Here is a 23,600-nt window from a genome sequence, read left to right on the forward strand (position 1 = left end):
CCCCCTATTCCTGCATTGATATGAGAAAACTTTACCCGTTACTCTGTGTATGCTTTTTATTATTTGCCTCTATTGCCCGTAGTCAGCCATTTACCCTGGTAAAAGATATTTTTCCCGGACAGCAAACAAACACCAGCAGCGCACCCTTATTATTTAAAGCCTTCAATGGCACCATCTTTTTCAAGGCCACTACCGCAGCCGGCACTGAATTATGGAAAACGGATGGTACCGGTACGGGTACTGTTATGATAAAAGATATTAACGGAGGATCGGCCAACAGTTCACCCGACAAGTTTACCATAGCAGGTAGCACGCTTTACTTTATCGCAACGACCGCTCAGTCTGGTACAGAGTTGTGGAAAACAGATGGTACCGAAGCCGGCACAGTGATGGTAAAAGACATTAATCCCGGCCCTGCCGCTTCAAGCCCCAATCAACTCACCGAATTGAATGGCGCCTTGTATTTTGTAGCCCTGGACCCCGTTAATGGACCAGAATTATGGAAGACCGACGGCACAGAAGCCGGAACCATATTAATAAAGGATATTCATGCCGGTTCCTATGGCAGTATTACTAATATAATCAACATGAACGGTACCCTATACCTGAGCGCCAGCAGTGCCGACTATGGCACAGAATTGTGGAAGAGTGATGGTACCGCTGCGGGTACAGTACAGATAAAAGACATTTACCCGGGGACTTCAGGCAGCTTTCCCACCAGTTTATATAATGCCAACGGCATCCTCTATTTTACAGCCACTACGCCCGACTATGGATATGAGCTCTGGAAAAGTAATGGTACCACAGCCGGTACGGTAATGGTAAAAGATTTTATTACCGGCCCTTCCTGGGCGTCCATTGCCAACTTTACCTATATCAGCGGTGTGCTGTACTTTTCTGCATCCGGTACCAGTGGCGACGAGGAACTCTGGAAATCTGATGGTACTACGGCAGGCACGGTACTGGTGAAGGATATCAGGACCGGAACCACCAGCAGCACCCCTTCCAGCTTCACCAATGTAAATGGCACGTTGTTTTTCACTGCCTACACCAACACTGCCGGAGTTGAGCTCTGGAAAAGCAATGGCACTACAGCAGGGACCGTACAGGTAAAAGATATTAATGCAGGTACGGGTAATGGTAATCCTCTTTACCTTACGGTGATGAATGGCCTGCTGTATTTCCGGGCCAACAATAATACCAACGGTAATGAGTTGTGGCAATCCGACGGTACCGATGCCGGCACTGTCCTGATTAAGGATATCCATACCACCGGTCATGGAAACCCCACGTTTATTTTTCAGGATAATGGCACCCTTTGGTTCGCTGCCATGGAAAGTACTACCGGCGCGGAATTATGGAAGAGTGATGGTACCAATGCAGGCACCGTGCTGGTAAAAGATATCAGCAGCACACCCAATAGCAGCAACGCATCTAATCTTACCAACCTAAACGGTACTTTGTTCTTTACCGCGTATAATGATACAGAAGGTACTGAACTATGGAAAAGTGATGGTACCACGGCAGGCACAATGATTGTAAAAAATATTCTCCCCGGACCGGGTTCTGCAGGCGTCAGCAACCTCACTGTCATGAATGGTGTTTTATATTTTACAGCCAATGACGGCATTACAGGGACAGAGCTTTGGAAAACAGATGGCACCAGTACAGGGACTGTGCTGGTAAAGGATATAACCCCAGGCGGCAGTACCACTTTCTTAAGTTTCCTGGCTATTGATAATACCTTATATTTTTCAGCCTATACAAGTACCTATGGTTATGAATTGTGGAAGACCGATGGCACAGAGGGTGGCACCATACTGGTAAAAGATATCGTTGCAGGAACAGGCAACAGTACGCCTAATTCCTTTGTGAATGTAAACGGTACTTTGTTTTTCAGGGCCGAAAGTCCGGCCTATGGCAGTGAACTATGGAAAAGTGACGGCACGGCGGCAGGGACCATCATCGTAAAGGATATTTACCCTGGTGTGGGCGGTTCCAACTTAATGAATCTCACTGCAGTAAACGGTACCCTCTTTTTTTCGGCCTATACAGATGCAGCAGGGACTGAGCTATGGAAAAGCGATGGTTCGGCGGCTGGTACGGTGATGGCAAAGGACATTGAATCCGGTGCATGGGGCAGTAATCCCGCTACACTGATCAATGTGAACGGCACTTTATTTTTCTCCGCGCATACAGGCGCTTATGGGGCTGAACTATGGAAAAGTGATGGTACGGATGCCGGCACGGTACTGGTAAAAGATATTAATCCGGGCACTTTTGCTTCCACGATGCTTCAACCGTTGGTAGCAGGTAGTACATTATATTTTAATGCCCAGACGGCAACGAACGGGTATGAATTATGGAAAACAGATGGTACGGAAGCCGGCACGGTGATGGTCAAAGAAATAATGCCGGGAGCTGGTAATGGCATAAGCACAACTGTTGCCATGGCCCTGGTAGATAACCAGGTATTGTTCCAGGCCAACGATGGTATACAGGGTGAAGAAGTATGGCGCAGCGATGGCACGCCGGCAGGAACAGTTATGGTACAGGATATCGCTGTCAATGCAGGCAGTAACCCCCAACAGATCCTGCAGATAGGCAATAAGATCTTTATGGTAGCCACCAATGACGTATCGGGACTTGAACTATGGGTAGCCAATGCAGCATCGGCCCTCCCCCTCACCCTGCTGGAATTCAGCGGCCGACTTGACCAGGAAGATGCTGTATTAAACTGGACAACCACCAATGAGGTAAACACTAAAAAGTTTATTATTGAAAGAAGCATCGACGGCAGGCGCTATAGTGCAGCAGGTACAGTAACTGCCTCCAATACAGCAGGTGATCACCATTACCGTTTTACCGACCATAATATCATTACCCTGGGCGCACCGGTTGTATATTACCGCCTCCGGCAACAGGATATTGATGACCGTTCTACGTTATCAAAGATCATTGCCCTGCCGGTAATGAGCAATGCGGCTGTATTACTGTATCCCAATCCCGTCATGAAACAGGCCAATATCCTCATCAGTTTAAGCAAGGCAGCACAAGTGAGCTGGAAAATCGCCGACAATGCAGGCCGGATCATGAAACAGCAAAATGACCGTTTACCTGCCGGCAGTACCAACCTGTTAATAGATGTACAGTCATGGCCGGCCGGCGTGTATTATTTCATGATTGAGGGAAGCACTATCCGGCAACAGGTACGTTTTGTGAAATAACAAAAAAAGCTTTCAGGCAATAAAGGCTGTCACCGGTAATCCGGTGAACAGCCTGCGGCCGGAATAGTTCCGGATTTCAGGCATACTATATGATATTATAATTGCGTAACGGTTATTTCGTAAATCCGTTACCCATTTGTTATTTTTGCAATTATAATACATAGATATGTCGTTTTTTAAAGATAAGGTTGTTGTCGTTACAGGCGGAACAGAAGGGATAGGCAAGGCTCTTGTAAATGCATTTATTGATGCCGGGGCCAAGGTGGCTACCTGTGCCCGGAATTATGATAAACTGTACACCCTCCAATTGCAACATACCAGCGTAATGCTGCATACGATGACCTGCGACCTGAGCAAGGAGCAGGACTGCCGTCGCTTTATTGATTCCACCATCAAAACTTTCGGCGGTATTGATATCCTGGTTAATAATGCCGGGGTGAGCATGCGGGCTTTATTCCGCGATGCCGATGTGGAAGTGATCCGGAAGGTAATGGACATTAACTTTTATGGCGCTGTATACTGTACCAAGTACGCACTGAACTCGATCATAGAACGCCGGGGAACAATTGTAGGCATCTCCTCTATTGCCGGTTACCGGGGATTGCCCGGACGCAGCGGCTATTCCGCTTCGAAGTTTGCCTTACAGGGCTGGATGGAAGCCCTGCGCACAGAACTGCTGAATACAGGTGTCAATGTAATGTGGGTATGCCCCGGCTTCACTACCTCCAATATCCGCAATGCAGCCCTGAACAAGGATGGTAATCCCCAGGGAGAGTCGCCCATGGATGAAGGGGCTATGATGACGGCCGAGGAAGTGGCCCGTCATATTGTAAAAGCGATTGAACAGCGTAAACGTACCATGGTACTTACCTTTACCGGCAAGAGAACGGTGTTTATGAACCGTTTTTTTCCTGCCTGGACTGATAAGCTGGTGCATAAGTTTTTCTTCAAGAATGGAGAATTGGTGAAATAGTTTCGGGTTTGGGGTTTGGAGTTTCGGGTTGCTGCCGCCCTTGATAAAGGCTGACTAAAAGTAACTTCTGATCTAAAGGCTCAAGTTTCATTTCATATATACAGGCGCTGAGTAGTGGCAATTCATTTTAAATCCAGTATTATGGCCACTATTACACGTTTTGAAGACCTGGAAGTATGGCAGTTAGCCCGGGAATTAGCGAATGAAATTTTTCAGGCATATAATAGTTCGGAGCTATTTTTGAAAGATTATAAGCTGAAAGAACAGATTAATGGAGCTATTGGCTCAGTGATGGACAATATTGCTGAAGGCTTCGAAAGAGGAGGTAGAAATGAGTTTATCAATTTTTTGTCTATAGCCAAAGGTTCTTGTGGAGAAGTGCAGTCCCAGTTATACCGGGCTTTGGACAGGAAATATATTACTCAGGAACATTTCGATGCCTTGTATAATAAGGCAAAGGAAATAGGCCAAAAAGCAGGTGCATTTATTAATTATTTAAAGGAAAGCACATACAAAGGCAATAAGTTTAAAAACAGGCAGGCCTGATTGATCATCAGCCAACCCGAAACACAAAACTCGAAACACGAAACAAAAGGAATGGCCTTAATTACCCTAACATCAGATATTGGTAGTCAGGATTACCTGGTAGGGGCATTGAAAGGCCAGTTGTTGCAGATCAATCCTGCTTTTACGCTGGTGGATATTTCCCATACCCTCTCCCCATTCAATTATCCCCAGGCTGCCTATGTATGCCGCAATGCCATTAATAATTTCCCGCCTTATACGTTCCACCTGCTGCTGGTAAACCTCTTTGAAAAGAAGCCGGAACAGTTGTTACTGGCCTATCACCAGGAACAATATATCCTTTGCGCCGACAATGGCCTGCTCACGATGATCCTGGAAGGCAAGCCGGAAATGGTGATCGGGCTGCCACTGGAGAAAACAGCCAATAAGAATACCCTGTACTGCGCCCGGGTGATGGGACAGGCTGTACAGGAATTACAGTCGGGCGCCAGTCTCCTCAACATTGGCATACCGGATGTGTCCTTTACCGAGACCAACCACCTTCGGCCACTGCTGAGTGAAAGCTGGATAGAAGGGCAGATCATTTTTATTGACAATTTTGAGAATATCGTTGTGAATATTACCCATGCCCAGTTTGAAGAACAGCGGAAAGGCAGGAGCTTTAAGATCGTATTTAAACGCAATGAGGTGATTTCCACGATCAGCGAAACGTATGCCGACGTGCCGGAGGGTGAAAAACTGGCCCTGTTCAATGCGGCAGGCTACCTGGAAATAGCCATCAATAAAGGCAATGCCGCCGGGCTGTTTGGCCTGCAGGGGTTTACGGAGAAGTCGCAGAATATGCAGAACAGGCTGTTTTATCAAACAGTGCGGATCCATTTTGAGTAGTTCCGGGTTTGGAGTTTCGAGTTTCGGGTTGCTCCGCTATTTGATTTCCCTGAATATTCTTTAGCTGGCTAATCTTTAAAAAACTACCCGAATGGCTGGGTGTATGCAATTAGTACCGCAGTTACACCTAAAGAACCCGAAACTCCAAACCCGGAACCCGGAACTTAAGTCCGCATCTACGTAAGTCTTCGTTTTTCTTTTTATCTTTCCCCACCATTTGATGTGAACGAACGTAATTGTCCGGGCAATAGCCGTCGTAACTGATAATAACATAATGTTATATATGGTGCCTGAACCGGGAATATAAAGAACCCGAAACCCATTACACGAAACCCGAAACTCTATATATTTGCCAAGTTTAATAAAATCAATACAATATGAATTTTAGCCGTGTCAATAACATTGTAGGTTGGCTGGTTTGTTTGATTGCTTGTACAGTGTACGTTCTCACTATGGAACCCACCGGTAGTTTCTGGGATTGCGGTGAGTTTGTATCCAGTGCCTACAAGTTACAGATACCCCACCCCCCCGGAGCCCCTTTGTACGTTCTGCTTGGCCGTTTCTTTATTGTACTTTTTGGCGATGATCCTGCCAGTGCCGCCAGGGGCGTGAATTTCATGAATGCTATTGCCAGCGGCTTTACGATATTATTCCTGTTCTGGAGCATTACCCACTTTGCCCGCAAACTGGTGCAAAAAGCCGGTCAGGCCCTGAGCGGCGAACAGACCTTCTCTGTGATGGCAGCCGGTGTGGTAGGCGCGCTGGCCTATACTTTCTCCGACTCTTTCTGGTACAGCGCTGTGGAAGGTGAGGTGTATGCCCTCTCCTCTTTATTCACGGCCATCGTATTCTGGGCCATCCTGAAATGGGAACATGAGGTGGACCGCGAAAGCCAGACAGACGGTCATAAGTTTTCCCGCGCCGACCGCTGGATCATATTTATCTTCTTTATGATGGGCTTGTCTATCGGCGTTCACTTATTGAACCTGTTGACGATTCCTGCCATTGTGATGGTATACTATTTCAAACGGTATAAGGTGACTCCCTGGGGCACTTTCTTCGCCTTTATGCTCGGCTGCGTGATTACCGGCCTGGTACAGGTGGTGATCATCCAGTGGTCTATCAAAGGCGCCGGCGCCTTCGATATCCTGTTTGTAAATGATTTTGGCCTGCCTTTCTTCAGTGGTTTTGGCACTTATTTCGTGTTACTGGCTGTCTTACTGATCATCGGCCTCCGTTTTGGCGAGGCGCAGATCAAGAAGTTCACCCTGTTTCCCGTATGGTTAGCTGCCATTATCCTGTTGTTCTGTTTCCCCTTTGTTAAGTCAGCCGCTTCCTTTGTGCTCCTGCTGCTTGGTTTGGGCGGTCTTATAGGACTTTGTTATGCTTATAGATCAGGTATCTCCTCTTTCCTGCGGATCGGTATCTGGTCGGCTATATTTGTGATCCTTGGTTATTCTACTTATTTCACTACGCTGGTCCGTTCTTCTGCCAACCCATCGGTGGATATGTATAATGTGGACAACCCGGTGAGCCTGGTAGGTTACCTGAGCCGTGAGCAGTATGGCGACTGGCCCATTTTGTATGGTCCTTATTTTAATGACAAGCCTTCGCAGGAGAATTTCAAGATCACCGGCGACCGCTATGTAAAAGGAAAGGATAAGTATGAAGTAGCCGGTAAGAATGGCGGTATTGACTACGGCAGTATGTCTTCTGCACACTTCTTCCCCCGGATGTGGGATCCCAATAATGAAAGGAACCAGGAGAATGCGTATCGCGTGTTCGGTCACCTGGACCAGGATGAAGATCCTGACAGGGCTTCAGAAATAGCTTACTTTACCAATTACCAGTTTAACTGGATGTACTGGCGTTATTTTATGTGGAATTTTGCCGGTAAACAGAATGACCTGCAAGGCTTTGGCAATCCCCGCGACGGTAACTGGAACAGCGGTATCAATTTCGTAGATAAAGCCATGGGCCACAGCACACCGGACCAATTACCGGAAACTGCCGGCTCCAAGAATAAAGCCAATAATAAACTGTTTTTCCTGCCTTTCTTCCTGGGTTTGATCGGTCTGGTGTACCAATACCGCAACCGCCGCGACTGGCTGGTAACGATGTTGCTGTTCTTTTTTACGGGTTTTGCCGTTGTTATTTACCTTAACCAGGCTGGTTACCAGCCCCGCGAACGGGACTACGCTTATGTGGGATCGTTCTATGCCTTTGCCATCTGGATCGGTCTGGGGGTATTATGGGTAAGGGATATCCTGGGCAAATACCTCAAAGGCAGTATGGCCAGTTATGCCGCCTTTGGCATTACGTTGCTGGCAGTGCCTGTACTGATGGCATCACAGGAATGGGATGACCATGACCGCGGCAAGAAGGTACTGGCCCGCGACCTGGGTAAAGACTACCTGGAAAGCTGTGAAAAGAATGCCATACTGATCTCTTTTGGCGATAATGATACTTACCCCCTCTGGTATACACAGGAAGTGGAAGGCGTACGCAAGGACCTGCGCGTAGTGAATTATAGCCTGTTGGGCACCGACTGGTATATTAACCAACTGCGGTATAAATTGAATGATAGTCCGCCTGCCGATGTGATCCTGACGCCTGAACAGATCCAGGGTGGCAAACGTGACCGGATCTATTATTATCCGCTCCCCGGCTATAATCAGACCGACTATTATGACTTGTATAAAATATTCAAAGATGTAATAGCCAGTGAAGATCCGGCGAAGATGGCGCCCATGGAAGGCGATGAGGAAGACAGGCCCAATGTGTACCCGGTGAAGAAGTTCAAGATCCCGGTAGATGTGGAAGCAGCGAAGAAGAACCTGCAACTGAATCCCAATGACAGTATAGTGAGTGAGCTGAAGATAGACCTGAACAAAAATTCCATTGACAAGAACGATCTGGCCGTGCTGGCGCTGATCGCTGCCAATAACTGGAAGCGTCCTATTTACTTTACGTCTACACAGGAGTTGGCTGATCTTGGACTGGAGAAGTACACCCGCATGGAAGGCTTGTCGTACAGGCTGGTGCCCATCGAGAACCAAAACAATGTGGCCACTGAGGTAATGTATAAAAATGTGATGGAGAAGTTCACCTATGGTAATGCCAACCTGGGTGGTGTTTATTTCGATGAAGAGAACCGCCGTCATATTAACAGCATCCGTCAGGCACATGCGCTGCTGGGATTGAACCTGGCGCAGCTCAATAAAAAGGATTCTGCTAAAAAAGTGCTTCAGCGTTATGATAATAATGTACTGGAAAGCAATGTGCCTTATGGCATGACCTCCAACCGTGGCAATTTCCATAACCGGGTATCTATGTCGTTCCTGCTGGCAGCTTATGAAGCCGGCGATCAGACACTGGCCGCCAAGGTGAATGGTTCCATGAAGAGAGACCTGGAACAGCAAATGCGGTATTACCGTACGCTGGGCGATGATATGCAGAACGAACAACTGGCGATGCAGGCAGCGGCCTACCTCAATAACCGGGGACATGGCCTTGCACCCAGGCAGGAACAGTTTGCCCAGGACATCCTTTCTTCTTACCAGATGATCATGCAACTGACCGATTGGGAAAAGCAGTATAAGGGTGGTGATAAACCGGCTACTGGTACGGAAAATCCGCCCCAGATTATTGGCACCGATTCACAGGCGCCTAAACCAAAGGATACACCATAGCATTAATAATAGCTAGTGACAAGTAGCAAGTGGCGAGTGGGGCATCCTACTCGCCACTTGCCTTTTTACCACTCACCTTTCCGTGCAATCGTTTGCTTACAGAAAACCCAGCGTCCGTGCGCCGGGAACGGCAAAATATTGATACATTGTTGCCGCTACTGTTAATAATCGCTTAACGCAGGTATGTTACCTTGCGCCAGCAAATGCACGGGTATGAAGGATCTGAAAGCCTATAGCGAGCAGGAATTATGGCAACTGGTTCAGCAGCGCCATCAGCCCGCATTTGATGAACTGTATTACCGTTTTGTGGAGTCGCTGTTGCAAACAGCGTTTCAGAAAACGAATGACCGTCACCTGGCCGATGACCTAGTACAGGACCTGTTTATCTGGATCTGGGAACATGCGCCTGCTGTACCCACGCATACCCATTGTAATGTAGCCGCTTATCTGCATACTGCACTGCGCCATAAAATCTACAATTATTATCATCGCCGGTTAAAAGCACAGGCTATCCTGGCCGATATACATCAGCACACCGGCGAAGCGACACCTCATCTTCAACAGCAACTGGAATACCGGGAAGTGATTGCAGCGGTACACCATGAAATAGAGGCCCTGCCCACGGCCATGAAAAAGATATTCCAGCTTAGCCGGAATGAAGACAAAAGCATTCCTGAAATTGCCGGCACGCTTGCCCTTTCCAAACAAACGGTCAAGAACCAGTTGGGCATTGCGGTCAAAAGATTACGTTCCTCTGTGGATAGGTTACAATCCTGGCTGTTTTGATTTTAAGAAGCTAGTGGTAAGTGGCGAGTGGCGAGTAGTGTACCCCACTAGCCACTCGCTATTTACCACTAGCCATTAACTATACAATATTCAGTTTCCGGAACAAACTCCGTATGTTACCACAATATTAATTTGACAATCTTCATGGTACTTTCTCTTTGTTCAATTGCTATGTATATAAAAGGGGTTATCCTCCATTATGGACGAACAGTACATACAGCAATTATTGGAGCGTTATCAGCAGGGTACTATTTCAGCCGAAGAACTGAAAGAACTGGAGCAATGGTACGTGGAACTGCACAAAACGCAGGAACCTTTTTTCCGTCCGGGAGCAGATAAGGAAGCCCACCTGCAACATTTACTACAACATATTCATACAGGCATGGCAGAACCCGCCACACCTGCAGTACCGGCCCCAGCACCAGCACGGGTAAGAAAGTTATGGTACCGGTGGGTGGCGGCAGCCCTGCTGCTTATTTTCCCGGCAGGCGCCTGGTGGTGGTACCAATCCGCGCAAAACCAGCCGGCTGCTATTGCCCAAAGCATCCTGGTACCCGCGGGCAAGACTTACAAGATCACGTTGCCCGATAGCAGTACCGTATGGCTCTCAGGCGGTACCCAATTGCAATATTTAAAAGATTATGGCCGGCATACGCGCACGGTAGCCCTGCAAAAAGGGAAGGCTTTTTTTGAGGTGCAGAAAGACCCGGCGCATCCTTTTATTGTGCAGGCAGGCCCTATCGCCACTAAGGTATTGGGTACTTCTTTTACGGTGGATATGGAAAAGCAGGACCAGCCATTGGTAGCTGTAGCTACCGGAAAGGTAGCAGTAAGCCTTGGCGGGAAAACTCTTTCCGTATTGCCGCCGGGCAAGCAATTACAGGTGAATACGGCTACCGGCGATTATGCCGTGACTGATCATCCTGCCACCCTGGTGAATGCCTGGACAAAGGATGAACTGGTATTGACCGGTGTTGATTTTGCCGCCCTGTGCCAGGCTTTTGAAACTTTTTACCAGGTGCGTATTCAAACACAGACCCATAGCATACAGCAACATCAATATACCCTTATCCTGAAACGCGATGTGGAAGCGGTGAAAGTACTGGAAGTGATCTGCCGCCTGTACCACAACCAATATCGTATGATGCCCGACGGAAGTTATCTGATTTATTAATAGCTGGTTTCATTCAATTATTACAAACTAAACAACGTATGAAAAATTGCGCAGGCTCTTTTTCCGGGCCTTCTATGCCATTCCCCTCCCGGTTATGGTATGTTACAGGCTTCTTTTTTCTCCTGATGCTGGGCAGCATGCGGCTGACCGCCCAATCGCCCGAACTGCTTAAGAAACAAGTAAGCATTTCCTTTAAGGAAGAGACCGTGAAAGCGGTATTGGAAAAACTACAGACCGAAACAGGTATCCCTTTTGTTTATAACCCTGAAGAAGCCGGTAAGCATAAAACGCCTGCCCGCGATTTCAAGGAAACGGCTGTGCGGGATATCCTGAAAACGATGCTGGGCAACAGTAACCTGGTATTTGAAGAATCCAATGGGTATGTTATTGTGCGTGCCAACAAAAAACCAGCACAGCCAGGAAAACAAATTATTCCTCCGGGTATAGATACCGGCAAATCCATGGAGGCAACGGGTGATACAATCAAAGTGGATAAGGATTTGAATGAAGTGGTGGTGCTGGGCTTTGGACAAACACAAAAGAAGATAGCCCAGACCGGCGCTGTTGCTTCCATTACTGCCAAGGAGATCAAGCAGAGTCCGGTAGCCAATATTGCCAATGCCCTGGCAGGCAGGCTGCCGGGCCTGATCACCGTGCAGCGCTCCGGCGACCCGGGCAGGGATATGCCTGAAATGTATATCCGGGGCCGGGCTACTTTCAATAGCACTGATCCCCTGATCACGATTGATGGTGTACAAAAAGATGCCACCACCCTAGCGGTGCTGGACCCCAATGAAATAGAAAGCATCACGATCCTGAAAGATGCATCTGCCACTGCCTTGTATGGTGTGAAAGGCGCCAATGGCGTGATCATCGTTAAAACACGCCGTGGTAAGGAGGGCAGGCCGGCCATCAATGCCAGTATACAAAGGTCGGTGCAATCGCCTACGCGTATGCCCCAGTTCCTCGACTCGTATAACCTGGCGCTGCTGGCCAATGAAGCGTATTATAATGATAACCCTACGGGCACCTTGCCACCTTATACAGCGGAAGCCATTGAGGCTTATAAAACCGGTTCTGATCCTTATAAGTACCCGAATGTAGACTGGATTGATGAGATGTTGAAGCCATCACAGATGACCCGTGCTGACTTCAATATCAGCGGTGGCAGCAAGCTGGTGAAGTATTTCGTGAATGCAGGCTATACCCAGCAGGATGGCTTGTACAAATCGGAGAAGCAACCACAATACGACCCCAACACGATTTACAAACGTTATAATTTCCGCTCCAATATTGATATTGACTTCGACGAGAATTTCTCTATTGCCCTAAACCTGGCCGGCGCTATTGAAGACAGGAATACGTCTGCTTCTTCTACTTATGACATCTTCAACTATCTGTTTAAGATGCCGCCTACCTATTCGCCCATCAAATACCCTACCGGGTTTTATGGCGGGGAGGTACGTGGCAATCCTTTTGCCCTGCTGAATACGACCGGCTATATACAGAACTTTAATTCTTTCCTGTCGGGCATGCTTACCGCCACCCGCAAGCTGGACTTCATCACCAAAGGACTGTATGTTAAAGGCAACTATTCTTTTGACGGGGCTTTTAAGAATGAATTGAAGCGTACGCGGCAGGTAAGAACCGCCAAGTACAAAGGCATAGGAGATATTAACGATACGGCCAGCTATACGTATATCAGCAGTGACCTGCCGTTGAGCGCGCCTATACCCCTCTATGATCAAAGCCGTACGATCTGGATGGATGTATCCCTGAATTATGAACGCTCTTTTAAGGACCACCACTTCACGGGTTTGCTGCTGGCCAACAGGACCCAGCTCCTGGCGGGCGGACAAACAGCCAGTGCAGAAAGACTGATCCCTTTTGTATCGCAAGGGTTGGTATCCCGCATCACGTACAATTTCCGCAACAAGTATTTTGTGGAGTTCAATGCCGGTTTTAATGGTACCGACAATTTCAAGAAAGACAACCGCTATGGTTTCTTCCCCGCCTTCTCAGCCGGCTGGGTGCTTACGCAGGAAAAGTTCCTGCGCGACAACCCGGTGCTTGATTTTCTGAAGATAAGAGGTTCCTATGGGTTGACTGGTAATGACCAGCTCAATGGCAGAAGGTGGTTGTACGTATCGCAGTACGGCACTTCCACAGGTTATGGCTATGGTGAAAACCTGCAAACCATCGGTGGCCGGTCGGAAGGCGCGATGGCCAATGAAAATGTGACCTGGGAAAAAGCGTATAAAACAAATATTGGTATTGAAGCCAAGTTCTGGAATGGCCTGTTGGGCATTACTGCCGACTTTTTCCGGGAGAAACGCAAAGACATCCTTATTACCCGTGGATCGGTGCCGGCTATCATCGGTGTAGCGCCTGCCAACCTGCCTCCTACGAATATGGGTGAGATCATCAATGAAGGTTTTGAAGTGGAGGTGAGCCACCGGCAACGGATAGGCAAGGTGACCTATTTTGTGAATGGCAATGCTTCTTTTTCCAAAAACAAGATCCTGTTTATGGATGAGGTAGACAGGCGGTATGATTATTTAAAAAGGACCGGTACGTCTATTAACCAGTTCTTTGGCCTGACTTCCATCGGCTTCTTTCAAAGCCAGGAAGAGATCAATAAAAGTCCCCAACAGTTTGGCACCGTTATTCCCGGCGACCTGAAGTATAAAGACCTCAACGGCGATAACGTGATTGATGCATTCGATGAAGGTCCTATCGGAAAGACGAATGTGCCGGAGCTCCTGTATGGCATTTCAGCGGGCGTGAATTGGAAGAACTTTGACTTGAGTGTATTGTTCCAGGGGGCAGGGAATTACAATATCCTGTTTAGCCATGAAGGTGCCTGGGAGTTTTATAACCAGGCTTCGGCGCTGGAGCAGCACCTGGGCAGGTGGACACCACAAACGGCCGCCACGGCTACCTACCCTGCCCTGCATTATAATTCCAACGTGAATAACTGGCGTACCTCTTCTTTCTTCCTGAAAGATGCCAGTTATATACGGTTGAAGAATATTGAGATTGGTTACTCCTTCCGGAAGGTAGCCATTACTAAAAAAGCTACGCTGGCCTCGGTACGCATTTATGCCAATGGCATGAACCTGATTACCTGGGATAAGATGGGCAATAATTATTTTGATCCTGAGGCGCCCAGCGGAAAGGGTTTCTCGTACCCGCAATTGAAGGTGTTCAACATTGGTGTATCAACTGATTTTTAAGCTAACAAATTCATTCCCGATGATACTGAATAAAAAAATGAATGTGCTGGTGGCTGTGGCAGGTTGTATGCTCAGCCTGTTACTGACCGGCTGTACCAAGATCAATGAGTACCTGGATAAAGCCGAATCCGGCGGATTAACGGAAGACCAGGTGTTTGGCGATTATGTACAAACACAGGCTTACCTGGCCTCTATTTATTACAATGGCATTAACGCCGGTGATTGGATGCCTGCTTATTCTTTTACTTATGCTGCAGCCAGCGACGAGGCCAAGTGTCCTTATACCACGGTTAATAGTCCGGTTGGGTTTAATAACGGATCTATATCCCCCACGTACAATCCTATTGATATCTGGGGCGGTAAGTACCAGCATATACGGCAAGTGAACAGGCTGATCGCTAAAATAGACCAGGTGCCTGTGTCTGATGATCCTGCACAAATTTCAGGTAGATCAAGGATGAAAGGGGAAGGTTATTTTCTCCGGGCCTTTTTCTATTTCCAGTTGTTCCAGCGTTATGGTGGTGTTCCAATCATTGACCGGGTATTGACGATTGATGACAAACTGAACCTGCCGAGGAATTCGGCCGATGAAGTGGTGGCTTTTATTGTAAAGGATTGCGATAGCGCCGCCAATTACCTCGCTACTTCCTGGCCGGCTGTTGACCTGGGCCGCGCCACCAAAGGAGCCGCCCTGCTGCTGAAAGCAAGGACGTTGTTGTATGCTGCCAGCTTACTGCACAACCCGGAGAATAAAACAGCCAAGTGGGTCGCCGCCGCTGCTGCCGCCAAGGTGGTGATGGACATGAAGGATGTGTATAAGCTGGATGATAATTATAAGACCCTTTTTCATACCCGTACTTCCAAAGAGATCATTTTCCAATCAAGCATCAACCAGGTATGGCAGGTGGTATCCAATGACTGGGTGCGGCATACAGAGCCTCCCGGCCGTGGCGGTGGCTGGGGCAACCTGCAGCCTTTGCAGAATATAGTGGATGATTATGAGATGGCGAATGGTAAGTATATCACAGACCCTACTTCGGGCTATGACCCCAATAATCCTTATGTGGGCCGGGACCCTCGCTTCCACCAGTCCATTATTTATAATGGCCGTACCTGGCTGGGCGTTTCCATCAACACGTATGTAGGCGCCGGGGCCGATGGCCTCAATAACAGTACGGCCGCTACGCAAACGGGTTATTATGTGGCCAAGAACCTCGATGAGAATGCCACGCTGATCTCTTCCTATAAACCGGGCAGTCATTACTGGATCTTTATGCGCTATACAGAAGCATTCCTGGATTATGCCGAAGCACAGAATGAAGCAGTGGGACCTGATCAATCGGTGTATGATGCGATCAACCTGATCCGCGACCGGACCAACGTAAAAATGCCTCCTTTACCTGTAGGTCTCTCCAAAGATGAGATGAGGGAACGTATACGCCATGAACGCAGGATAGAGCTGGCCTTTGAAGCACACCGTTTCTGGGATGTGCGGAGGTGGCGCATTGGCGGACAGGCTACTTCTACCGATGCCTATGGCATGAAGATCACCAAAACGGGAAGTACGTTTAAGTATGAAAAGTTCCTGCTGGAGAAACGTGTTTATAAGCCGGCTTTTGACCTGTTTCCCATTCCGCAAACTGAAAGGGAGAAGCAGCCGGCGTTGTCTCAAAATTTGGGATATAATTGAGCGCTTGTTACTGAAGCCGCAGCGTCCTCTGCCACGCACAAAGCTTTACCAGGAGAGACACTGCGGGGAAATCAATAATTAATCCTTACGTCAGCCATTGCCTTTTCTGTGTTCCGTATTCTATTTCCAATCCCGGCCTTCCGTACAGGCCGGGATTTGTTTTCTTTACCATAATCTTTCCGGGCAGCGGTCGTTGTACCTGTTGCCCAATAAAAATCCTATCTGCAATTCGTGCGTACCCTTGCTCACCGTTTTTAAGCCGGAAGTGGAAACATCATACGAATAACCCATATTTACCTTGTTGCTGATGTTAACGCCCAGCATGCCTGCGAAGCCATCCTTGTACCGGTAGCTGCTGCCGATCCATACAAGGTCCAGGTATTGCAGCTTGATATTCATTTCCGCACCCAGGGGTAAAGGCTGTATGTACCGGAGCATGACGGAAGGTAGGCAACTGATGTCATCGTTGAGAAAAAAGCGGTAACCGGCCGTTATAAATGTATGGGGTAACAGCTTGCCAGGAGAAGACTGTACGATGTTATCAGAAAAGGTCAGTGGGGCGGGAACCACCTGTTGAATGGCGATACCGGCAAAATAATCCCTGCTGTACAACCACAGGCCTGCGCTGATATCCGGCTTTATACGGCCCGCCTGTTTTGTACTCACAGCCGGGTCTACCTGGGCAGGATTGCCAAAGTTGAGCTTGTCTGTCTGCAGGCTCATGCTGGCGATCCCTGCACTCACACCCATGGATAAAGTAGTCACAGTAGAGAGCGGCAGGTGGTAGGCGTAGGTACCATAAGCGGCAAAACGGTTCAGGGGGCCGGTACGGTCATTAAGTATGGTAAGCCCTACCCCACTGTGCGCCTCAGGCGCCTGGTACTCGCGCCAGTAAGCCCTTCCTCTTGGGTTCTCCCCTACGGGCTGAAAACCGGTAGCGGTCTCACGGCCATAATCATCCTTTTTCAAGGGAGCATGGATGGTAAGGTAAGTAGTTACGGGCGCATCCTCCAATCCCACCCATTGATGGCGGTGACTTAGTTTAACATCCGTATAGTTCTCAATACCGGCAATGGCCGGGTTGATGATGTAATTGTTGAGGACGTACTGTGTATAATAAGGTCTTTGTTGCGCCTGCAAGGGCAATGTGCAGCAGCATAACAAAAAGAGTTTAATGATTTTCATACAGAGGATTTACTTAATGATAGAGATAGAACCGGATAGTTTTTCGAGACCATTTTTCAGGTCAATGATGTAATAGTAGACACCCATTGGAAGTGGCTGCCCTTTGAGTCTTCCATCCCATCCATTACCGGGCTGGTAGCTGGTAGCACTGTACACCAGTTGTCCATACCGGTTAAACACCTGCACGGAAGCCCCGGGAAATTTGTCGAGGTATTTGATCTCCCAACGGTCATTGATACCATCGCCATTGGGTGAAAAGGCATTGGGAATGTCCTGTTTTTCCATAACGATCACCGTAAGCTGTCCGGAAGCCGTACAGCCATATTGTGTAGTGGCTTGCACCTGATACACGGTAGTTACAAGCGGCCGTGCCAGCGGGGCCATCACCGTATCACTGCTGAGGCCAATGCCGGGCTGCCATTTGATATTTTGTACGATGCCCGCAATGCCTGCATTGAGCTGTAGCTGGTCGCCTTTGAAAATAGCCATACGACTGGCAACAGGCTGCACTACCGGCAGCGGATGCACGGTCATGGTGATGGTGCCGGAAGGCAGGATGGCGGGCGAAGCACAGACCGCCGTGCTTTGCAGTACGCAACTCACGACATCTCCGTCTTTCAACGTGCTGCTTGTGTAGGTACTGGTATGCGAGTTGGCAGGCTGATTGTTCAACATCCATTGGTAACCGGGCGATGTACCACCATTCATGGTCTTTGCTGTAAAGGTGACGGTTTCACCATCACAGATCTCCTGGTCAGATACGGAGATATTGATGGCTGTTGGCAGTGTGGGCAGTACGGTGATCGCAACATCACTGCTGTCGGTACAACCTGTACCATTGATACCCACCGCTATAAACCGGGCCGTGGTATTACCGGCTGCTATACCGGTCACTTTTCCTGCTGTATTGATCGTGGCCACTGCGTTGTTGAGCACTTTCCAGGAACTGTTCATTGTATTGGTAGCGTTACTCAATACCAGCACAGCCTGCTCACACAAGGAGAAATCATTGGTGGCGGAAATGATGGGTTGCAGCGAAGGCAGGTTATGTACAGTGATCACTGCTTCCACACTGTCTGTACAGCCCGCCGCATTGGTAGCTATATACCGGATGGTGGTATTGCCGCCTCCCACACCGGTCACTTTGCCTGTTGCTATGTCAACAGTGGCCACCGCCGGGTTGGTGCTTTTCCAATAGCCGGCCGCACCTGTGGTGGTATTGGCCAGTTGCAGACTGCTGTTGGCGCACAGCAATTGCACACCGGTAATGGGTTGCATGGCCGGCAGCGGATGCACGGTGATATTGGCCGCCACACTGTCGGTACATCCTGCAACAGTAGTGGCTATATACCTCATGGTGGCATTACCTGCTTTGATGCCCTGTACCAGGCCTGCGGTGCTGATTGTTGCCGTGGAGGCATCGAGGCTTTTCCAGGCGAATGTTGCACTTATCGTTGCATTGCTCAGTTGGGTGGTTTTGCCGGTGCACAATTGTTGGTTACCGGTAATAGGTTGCATAGCAGGCAGGGCGTTGACCGTAAGTGGTACAATGGCTGTTGTGTCGGCTGCAAAGGGACAATGTTTGACATAGGCCCTGTATCGCCATCCGTTCTGGCCGGTACCGGGATGGATAATTTGAAGGGTGGAACCAGTAGCGCCAACAGAGTCTGTAAAGCCATTGCCATCATTTTTATCAATCTGCCATTGGTAGCTAATGGTGGCATTGCTGGTAGCCTGCGCAGAAAAGGAAGTATCTATCTGTGTACATACCACCGCCGGTACGGGTTGTTGGGTGATGATGAGCGGCATGCCTGACGATTCGTAAGCTCCCTGGTCTATCACTCCCTGCTGTATCCGCCCGTTGCCGGCCAGGTCGGTATTGGCGCCACCATTACTGTTGTAACTGGTATTGTCGCCTGCATTCACCGCCGGTGAGCAGTTGGTAAGCCGCAGGAAATCCGGGTGACCGGGTGTGGTCGACAAAAACCACCAGGCTTCATTGGCTGGTGTGAGCGCCGGTACGGCAGTATGTAGCTGGCTGAAACCTGCTCCATTAACGATGGAGGTGCCAATCCCCATTACAATGCTATTATTCAGGAATGTACTACCGGTTGTATGATAAATGGCTGATCCGTTGCCCGCAGTATTTTTATAGAAAGTAACATTGGTAATATGGCTGGTGGCATTGCTGGCGATGTATAATGCGCCGCCGTTGGTGACTGCGCTGTTGTTATACAGCAGGCTGTTTACCATGCCGATGCTGGTATTGTCTGCCATATAGAGAGCGCCGCCATCTGTAGCGCTGTTGCCGCTGAAAGTGCAATAGTTATAGCGGAGTTCGTTTACGCCGGCATGGTATACACCGCCACCCTGAACAGCCTGGTTGTTGGTGAGGGAGCACCAGGCGATGGTGGCGTTGCTTCCGTTGATGAAGAGGCCACCACCCTGCCCATTGACACCGGTACCATTGGCCTGGCCATTTCTTATAACAAGACCGTTGAGTAATGTACCGGCCGTTGTATTGTTCAGGCTTACTACATGGTAAGCATTCCCTGCAGGTAATCCGCCATCGAGGTAGCTGGAATCAGCAGCAGCAATGATATAGTTGCCGTTATGTATGCTATTTACATCAGTAGGTGAAGCTGCATTGTACCCGGTATGCAGACCGCCATAGATGCGCAAGCCGGACGGAATGTGAAAGCTGGCTTCCCGCGGATCTGCCGGGGGATTACCGGCAGCATCATATTGAGGAAGATACACACCGCCAGTTATCCATATTTCTTTGATGGTATTGCAGGAGGCTGCTATCAGCAGTGCATCTGATAATTCGGAAATAGCATTGTTCCAGCCCAGGCCCGTTTGCCCGCCGCCGCTCACATGTTTATTGACATGCAGGATCGTATCATTGACAGTATATACAACGGGGATGATGGCATTGCTGGTAACGCTGTTGGAAGCAGGGCAGCCGGTAGTACCGGTAAGTACACAGGTGATCACATCGCCATTGCTAAGCGCAGCCGGTGCAAAACTGGCCGTGTTGCTGCCTGCATTAACCCCATTCACCTGCCATTGGTAAGCAGGCGTAGCCAAACCCGTGGCAGTGGCTGTAAAGGAAGGGGAAGCGCCCGGACATACCGGTCCGGGATGATCAGCCGCAATCGTTATCTGCATGGTAGCGTTCACCGTCATGGTGATCGTATTGCTCATTACCGTATTGCTGGTCACGCAGCCTGCATCGGCAGCTACCGTCAGTTCACAACTGATCACATCCCCATTTCCCAGCGGCGCAAAGGGCGTATAAGTAGCTCCTGTATCCACATTGGCGCCATTTAGTTTCCATTGATATACGGGAGTGGTACCGGCATTGGTGGACGTAGCTGTAAAAGTAACCGGTGTGCCGGAGCAGATGACAGTAGCAACCGTGCTGATGGTAATAGCAGGCGTATTCAGCGCATTAATGACCAGTTCATTGGAAGTGGCCGTACAACCACCCTGGCTGGTGGTCATGGCTTTATAAGTTCCCGCCACAGTGGGGGTAAATGTGGATACTACTTCCGGTACGATCTTTTGCACCCGAAAGTTATTATTGTCCAGCACATAAACGTACCCATCTGCATCAACATACACATCCCTCGGATAACGGAGCTGGTCGGCGCCACCTCCGTTGCCGTTACCCCCTGCAACAATCGTAGTAGTGGCAGCCACGGGGTCCCATTTTAGTACCCGGTGACCATTAGGATCATTCAGGTATAAATTGCCGGCAGCATCTACAAAAAGAGTGGAGCCGTAAGAAAACTGGTTGAAGTCGCTATTCCCTACAATAACGCCACTGGTAGCACCCGGCGCCCATTTTACAACCCGGCGCGTGGGATAAGTTGCATCTGCCACATATACATTCCCGTAATTATCCACACACAGTGATGTGGCAGAAAGGAATTGATCCGGGTTAGTGCCCGCTCCATTTCCCCCGGCTACCACAACACCATTGGTACCGGCAGTGGAATTGGGCGGAAATTTCATTACCCGGTAATTGTATTCATCATATACATAAATATAGCCTGCCGCATCCACCCATACATCGAAAGCATATTTAAGCTGGTTCAGGGCGGTCCCTTCTGATCCGCCTGCTACAATAGTGCCGTTGGTAGCACTGGTTGACCCCGGCGGGAATTTGAGTATCCTTGACTTGTCTGTCACGTATAGATTACCGGCTCCGTCCACGAACAGGGCTGAGGGGCTATCAAACTGGTTCAGCGCCGTTCCATAGCCATTTCCACCAGCCGCCACCACTCCATTGGTCAATGAAGTGGAGTTGGGCGGAAATTTTATCACACGGACACCCGAAAGGTCCAATACATACAGGTTGCCGGCAGCATCTTTTGCCATACTGTACGAAGCCATCAATTGATTGGCGGCATTGCCCCAGCCATTGCCTCCTGCAATGGTGACACCGTTCAACAATAACTGTGCATACTGTACAAAAGCGCCATCCCTGTACCAGGACATTTGTCTGAGGGGCAGCGGACTGTTCATCGTAATGGTTGTGCCCACACAATTGGCCGGCGCCTGCAGCAGCGGTTCCGGGCTACCCGACATGGTAATGGCATTACTGGTCACAGTCAGCGGAGAGGCGCAGGGAGCTGTACTCGTCATTACACAGGTAATAACATCGCCATTATTGATGGCGGCAGTGGTGAAGATATTGCCCGTACCTACCGTAGTTCCATTTCTTTTCCATTGATACGTGGGCGTTGGCCCGCCATTAACGGGGGTAGCCGTAAAGGTTACCGGTTGGCCAGGACAGAAATACCGGAGCGTGTTGGCGGCAATGCCTACCGATGGCACCGGTTGTTCTATTATAACTGCCACTGTATCGGGGGGCGACACACAGCCGCTGGGATCTGTTATGGTAGCTATATAATTGCCGCTGTGCGCAACAGTAACGCTATTGATGGAAGGCGATGCCGTAGAAGCGCTGAAGCCGAGGGGCCCGCTCCATTGCCAGGTAGCGCCCGGTGTAGTGCTGGCGCCATTCAGCGTAAGTGTATTGCCCGGGCAAAGCGGTGTATTGGCAGTAAGTGTTGGTGCGGCGGGGCTTAACAGTACATTGATGGCATTGGATGTTTTCACCGTGCCATCATTATAATAGATCCTCGCCGTATAAGTACCAGGTACAGTAGGTGTAAAAGTATTGGATGGCGGCAGCCGGGAAAGCTTTTTTACGCACTGATTGTTTGTTACGTAAACCTCGTTATTGACCGGCTGTATGCCACTGGCCTCCATGTCAGCTACCACATGAGCTATACCCGATCCCGGCTCTATCACTTTAATGCTGCCGGTAGTAGTCACGAAAATCAACCCCGACGGGTCTATGGAAATGGAATGGTTATAATAACTACCCAGGCTGGTTGCCATAACAGTGCCATTAGTACCACCCGTACTGTTGGACGGGAAACGGATCACACGATCATTGTCGGTATCCAGCACATAAATCTGTCCATTGCCATCTACGGCAACATCCGATGGAAAGCTCAATGCACCACCACTTCCAGCAACAACAGACCATGGGGCTGGTGACGGACTGTTGGCTGGCAGGCGTAATATCCGCCCACCCCAAAAATCGACCACATATACCCTGCCGCTGGCATCAGTGCACATACCATCTGCCCCTCCACCGATATCGGCCACTGTAGTATTGCCTGGCCAGCGACTGATACGTTTTCCCCAATGCTCAGACACGAGGATGGTATTGCCATTTTCCACCTGTATATCTTCCACCCAATTCAACCCGCTGGCTACCGTGACACCTGTAGTGTACGGAGGCGACCATTTCTGGACGCGGCTATTGCCCCAATCCCCCACATAAATATCGCCCGATGATGCTACGAATAGTCTTTTGGGGTGGAAAAATTGGTTTGCTGCACTCCCCCACTGGCCTTCCACACCCGCTATTACTGCCGGGTTGCCCAATTTGAAAAAATTGATCTTCTCCACGGAAGCGCTGTTTCTTACCCACTCGATCTTACGGGCTGCCGTATTGCTGCCGGTAACAGTGAGCGGACTGCCGGTGCAACTACCGGATAGTACGGGGTTCTGAGCAACAACATAGGATGCAGTGAGCAACAAACCGCCTATTGTCAGGGCAAAGGGTAGCGATCGTTTCATACAGGTTATTGGGTTTTATAGGTAGCTGCAAACCTATAAGGACCCTGGGGTGCCTGCAA

Annotated in this window: 11 protein-coding genes; 9 read left to right on the top strand and 2 right to left on the bottom strand. The window is 49.2% G+C overall.

Annotated features, from left to right (window positions below):
- Window positions 1-20 precede the first annotated feature (20 nt).
- The 9 genes from HB364_RS30735 to HB364_RS30775 all read left to right on the top strand — a co-directional run bounded on the left by HB364_RS30735 (window position 21) and on the right by HB364_RS30775 (window position 16,191).
- The gene (locus HB364_RS30735; protein WP_167292279.1) at window positions 21-3,227 is read left to right on the top strand and encodes an ELWxxDGT repeat protein; all 3,207 of its coding nucleotides are present in this window, start codon (window positions 21-23) and stop codon (window positions 3,225-3,227) included.
- 166 nt (window positions 3,228-3,393) lie between these two features.
- Complete coding sequence (locus HB364_RS30740) at window positions 3,394-4,200, top strand: SDR family oxidoreductase (RefSeq protein ID WP_167292280.1); 807 nt, start codon at window positions 3,394-3,396, stop codon at window positions 4,198-4,200.
- Window positions 4,201-4,341: 141 nt separating this feature from the next.
- The gene (locus tag HB364_RS30745) at window positions 4,342-4,746 is read left to right on the top strand and encodes a four helix bundle protein (protein WP_167292281.1); all 405 of its coding nucleotides are present in this window, start codon (window positions 4,342-4,344) and stop codon (window positions 4,744-4,746) included.
- Between the two features lie 51 nt (window positions 4,747-4,797).
- Entirely contained in the window at window positions 4,798-5,613 is an 816-nt protein-coding gene (locus tag HB364_RS30750; RefSeq protein ID WP_167292282.1) for an SAM hydrolase/SAM-dependent halogenase family protein, read from the top strand.
- Window positions 5,614-5,990: 377 nt separating this feature from the next.
- Complete coding sequence (locus HB364_RS30755; RefSeq protein WP_167292283.1) at window positions 5,991-9,305, top strand: glycosyltransferase family 117 protein; 3,315 nt, start codon at window positions 5,991-5,993, stop codon at window positions 9,303-9,305.
- Between the two features lie 213 nt (window positions 9,306-9,518).
- Window positions 9,519-10,091 carry an RNA polymerase sigma factor gene (locus HB364_RS30760; protein ID WP_167292284.1) on the top strand — a complete coding sequence of 191 codons (573 nt, stop codon included), beginning with the start codon at window positions 9,519-9,521 and terminating at the stop codon, window positions 10,089-10,091.
- A gap of 199 nt (window positions 10,092-10,290) precedes the next feature.
- Window positions 10,291-11,265: a FecR family protein gene (locus tag HB364_RS30765; protein WP_167292285.1), complete on the top strand. Its 975-nt coding sequence runs from the start codon at window positions 10,291-10,293 to the stop codon at window positions 11,263-11,265.
- A 38-nt stretch (window positions 11,266-11,303) separates the two neighbouring features.
- Window positions 11,304-14,501 (top strand): TonB-dependent receptor, encoded by a 3,198-nt coding sequence (locus tag HB364_RS30770; protein ID WP_167292286.1) that lies wholly within the window; start codon window positions 11,304-11,306, stop codon window positions 14,499-14,501.
- Window positions 14,502-14,520: 19 nt separating this feature from the next.
- On the top strand, window positions 14,521-16,191 hold the full coding sequence (locus HB364_RS30775) for a RagB/SusD family nutrient uptake outer membrane protein (RefSeq protein ID WP_167292287.1): 1,671 nt from the start codon (window positions 14,521-14,523) through the stop codon (window positions 16,189-16,191).
- 165 nt (window positions 16,192-16,356) lie between these two features.
- Here HB364_RS30775 and HB364_RS30780 read toward each other — a convergent pair whose 3' ends face one another.
- Complete coding sequence (locus HB364_RS30780; RefSeq protein WP_167292288.1) at window positions 16,357-17,376, bottom strand: PorP/SprF family type IX secretion system membrane protein; 1,020 nt, start codon at window positions 17,374-17,376, stop codon at window positions 16,357-16,359.
- A 9-nt stretch (window positions 17,377-17,385) separates the two neighbouring features.
- On the bottom strand, window positions 17,386-23,541 hold the full coding sequence (locus tag HB364_RS30785) for a T9SS type B sorting domain-containing protein (protein WP_167292289.1): 6,156 nt from the start codon (window positions 23,539-23,541) through the stop codon (window positions 17,386-17,388).
- Window positions 23,542-23,600: the final 59 nt, after the last annotated feature.

This window comes from Paraflavitalea devenefica, assembly GCF_011759375.1.
Taxonomy (GTDB): Bacteria; Bacteroidota; Bacteroidia; order Chitinophagales; family Chitinophagaceae; genus Paraflavitalea; species Paraflavitalea devenefica.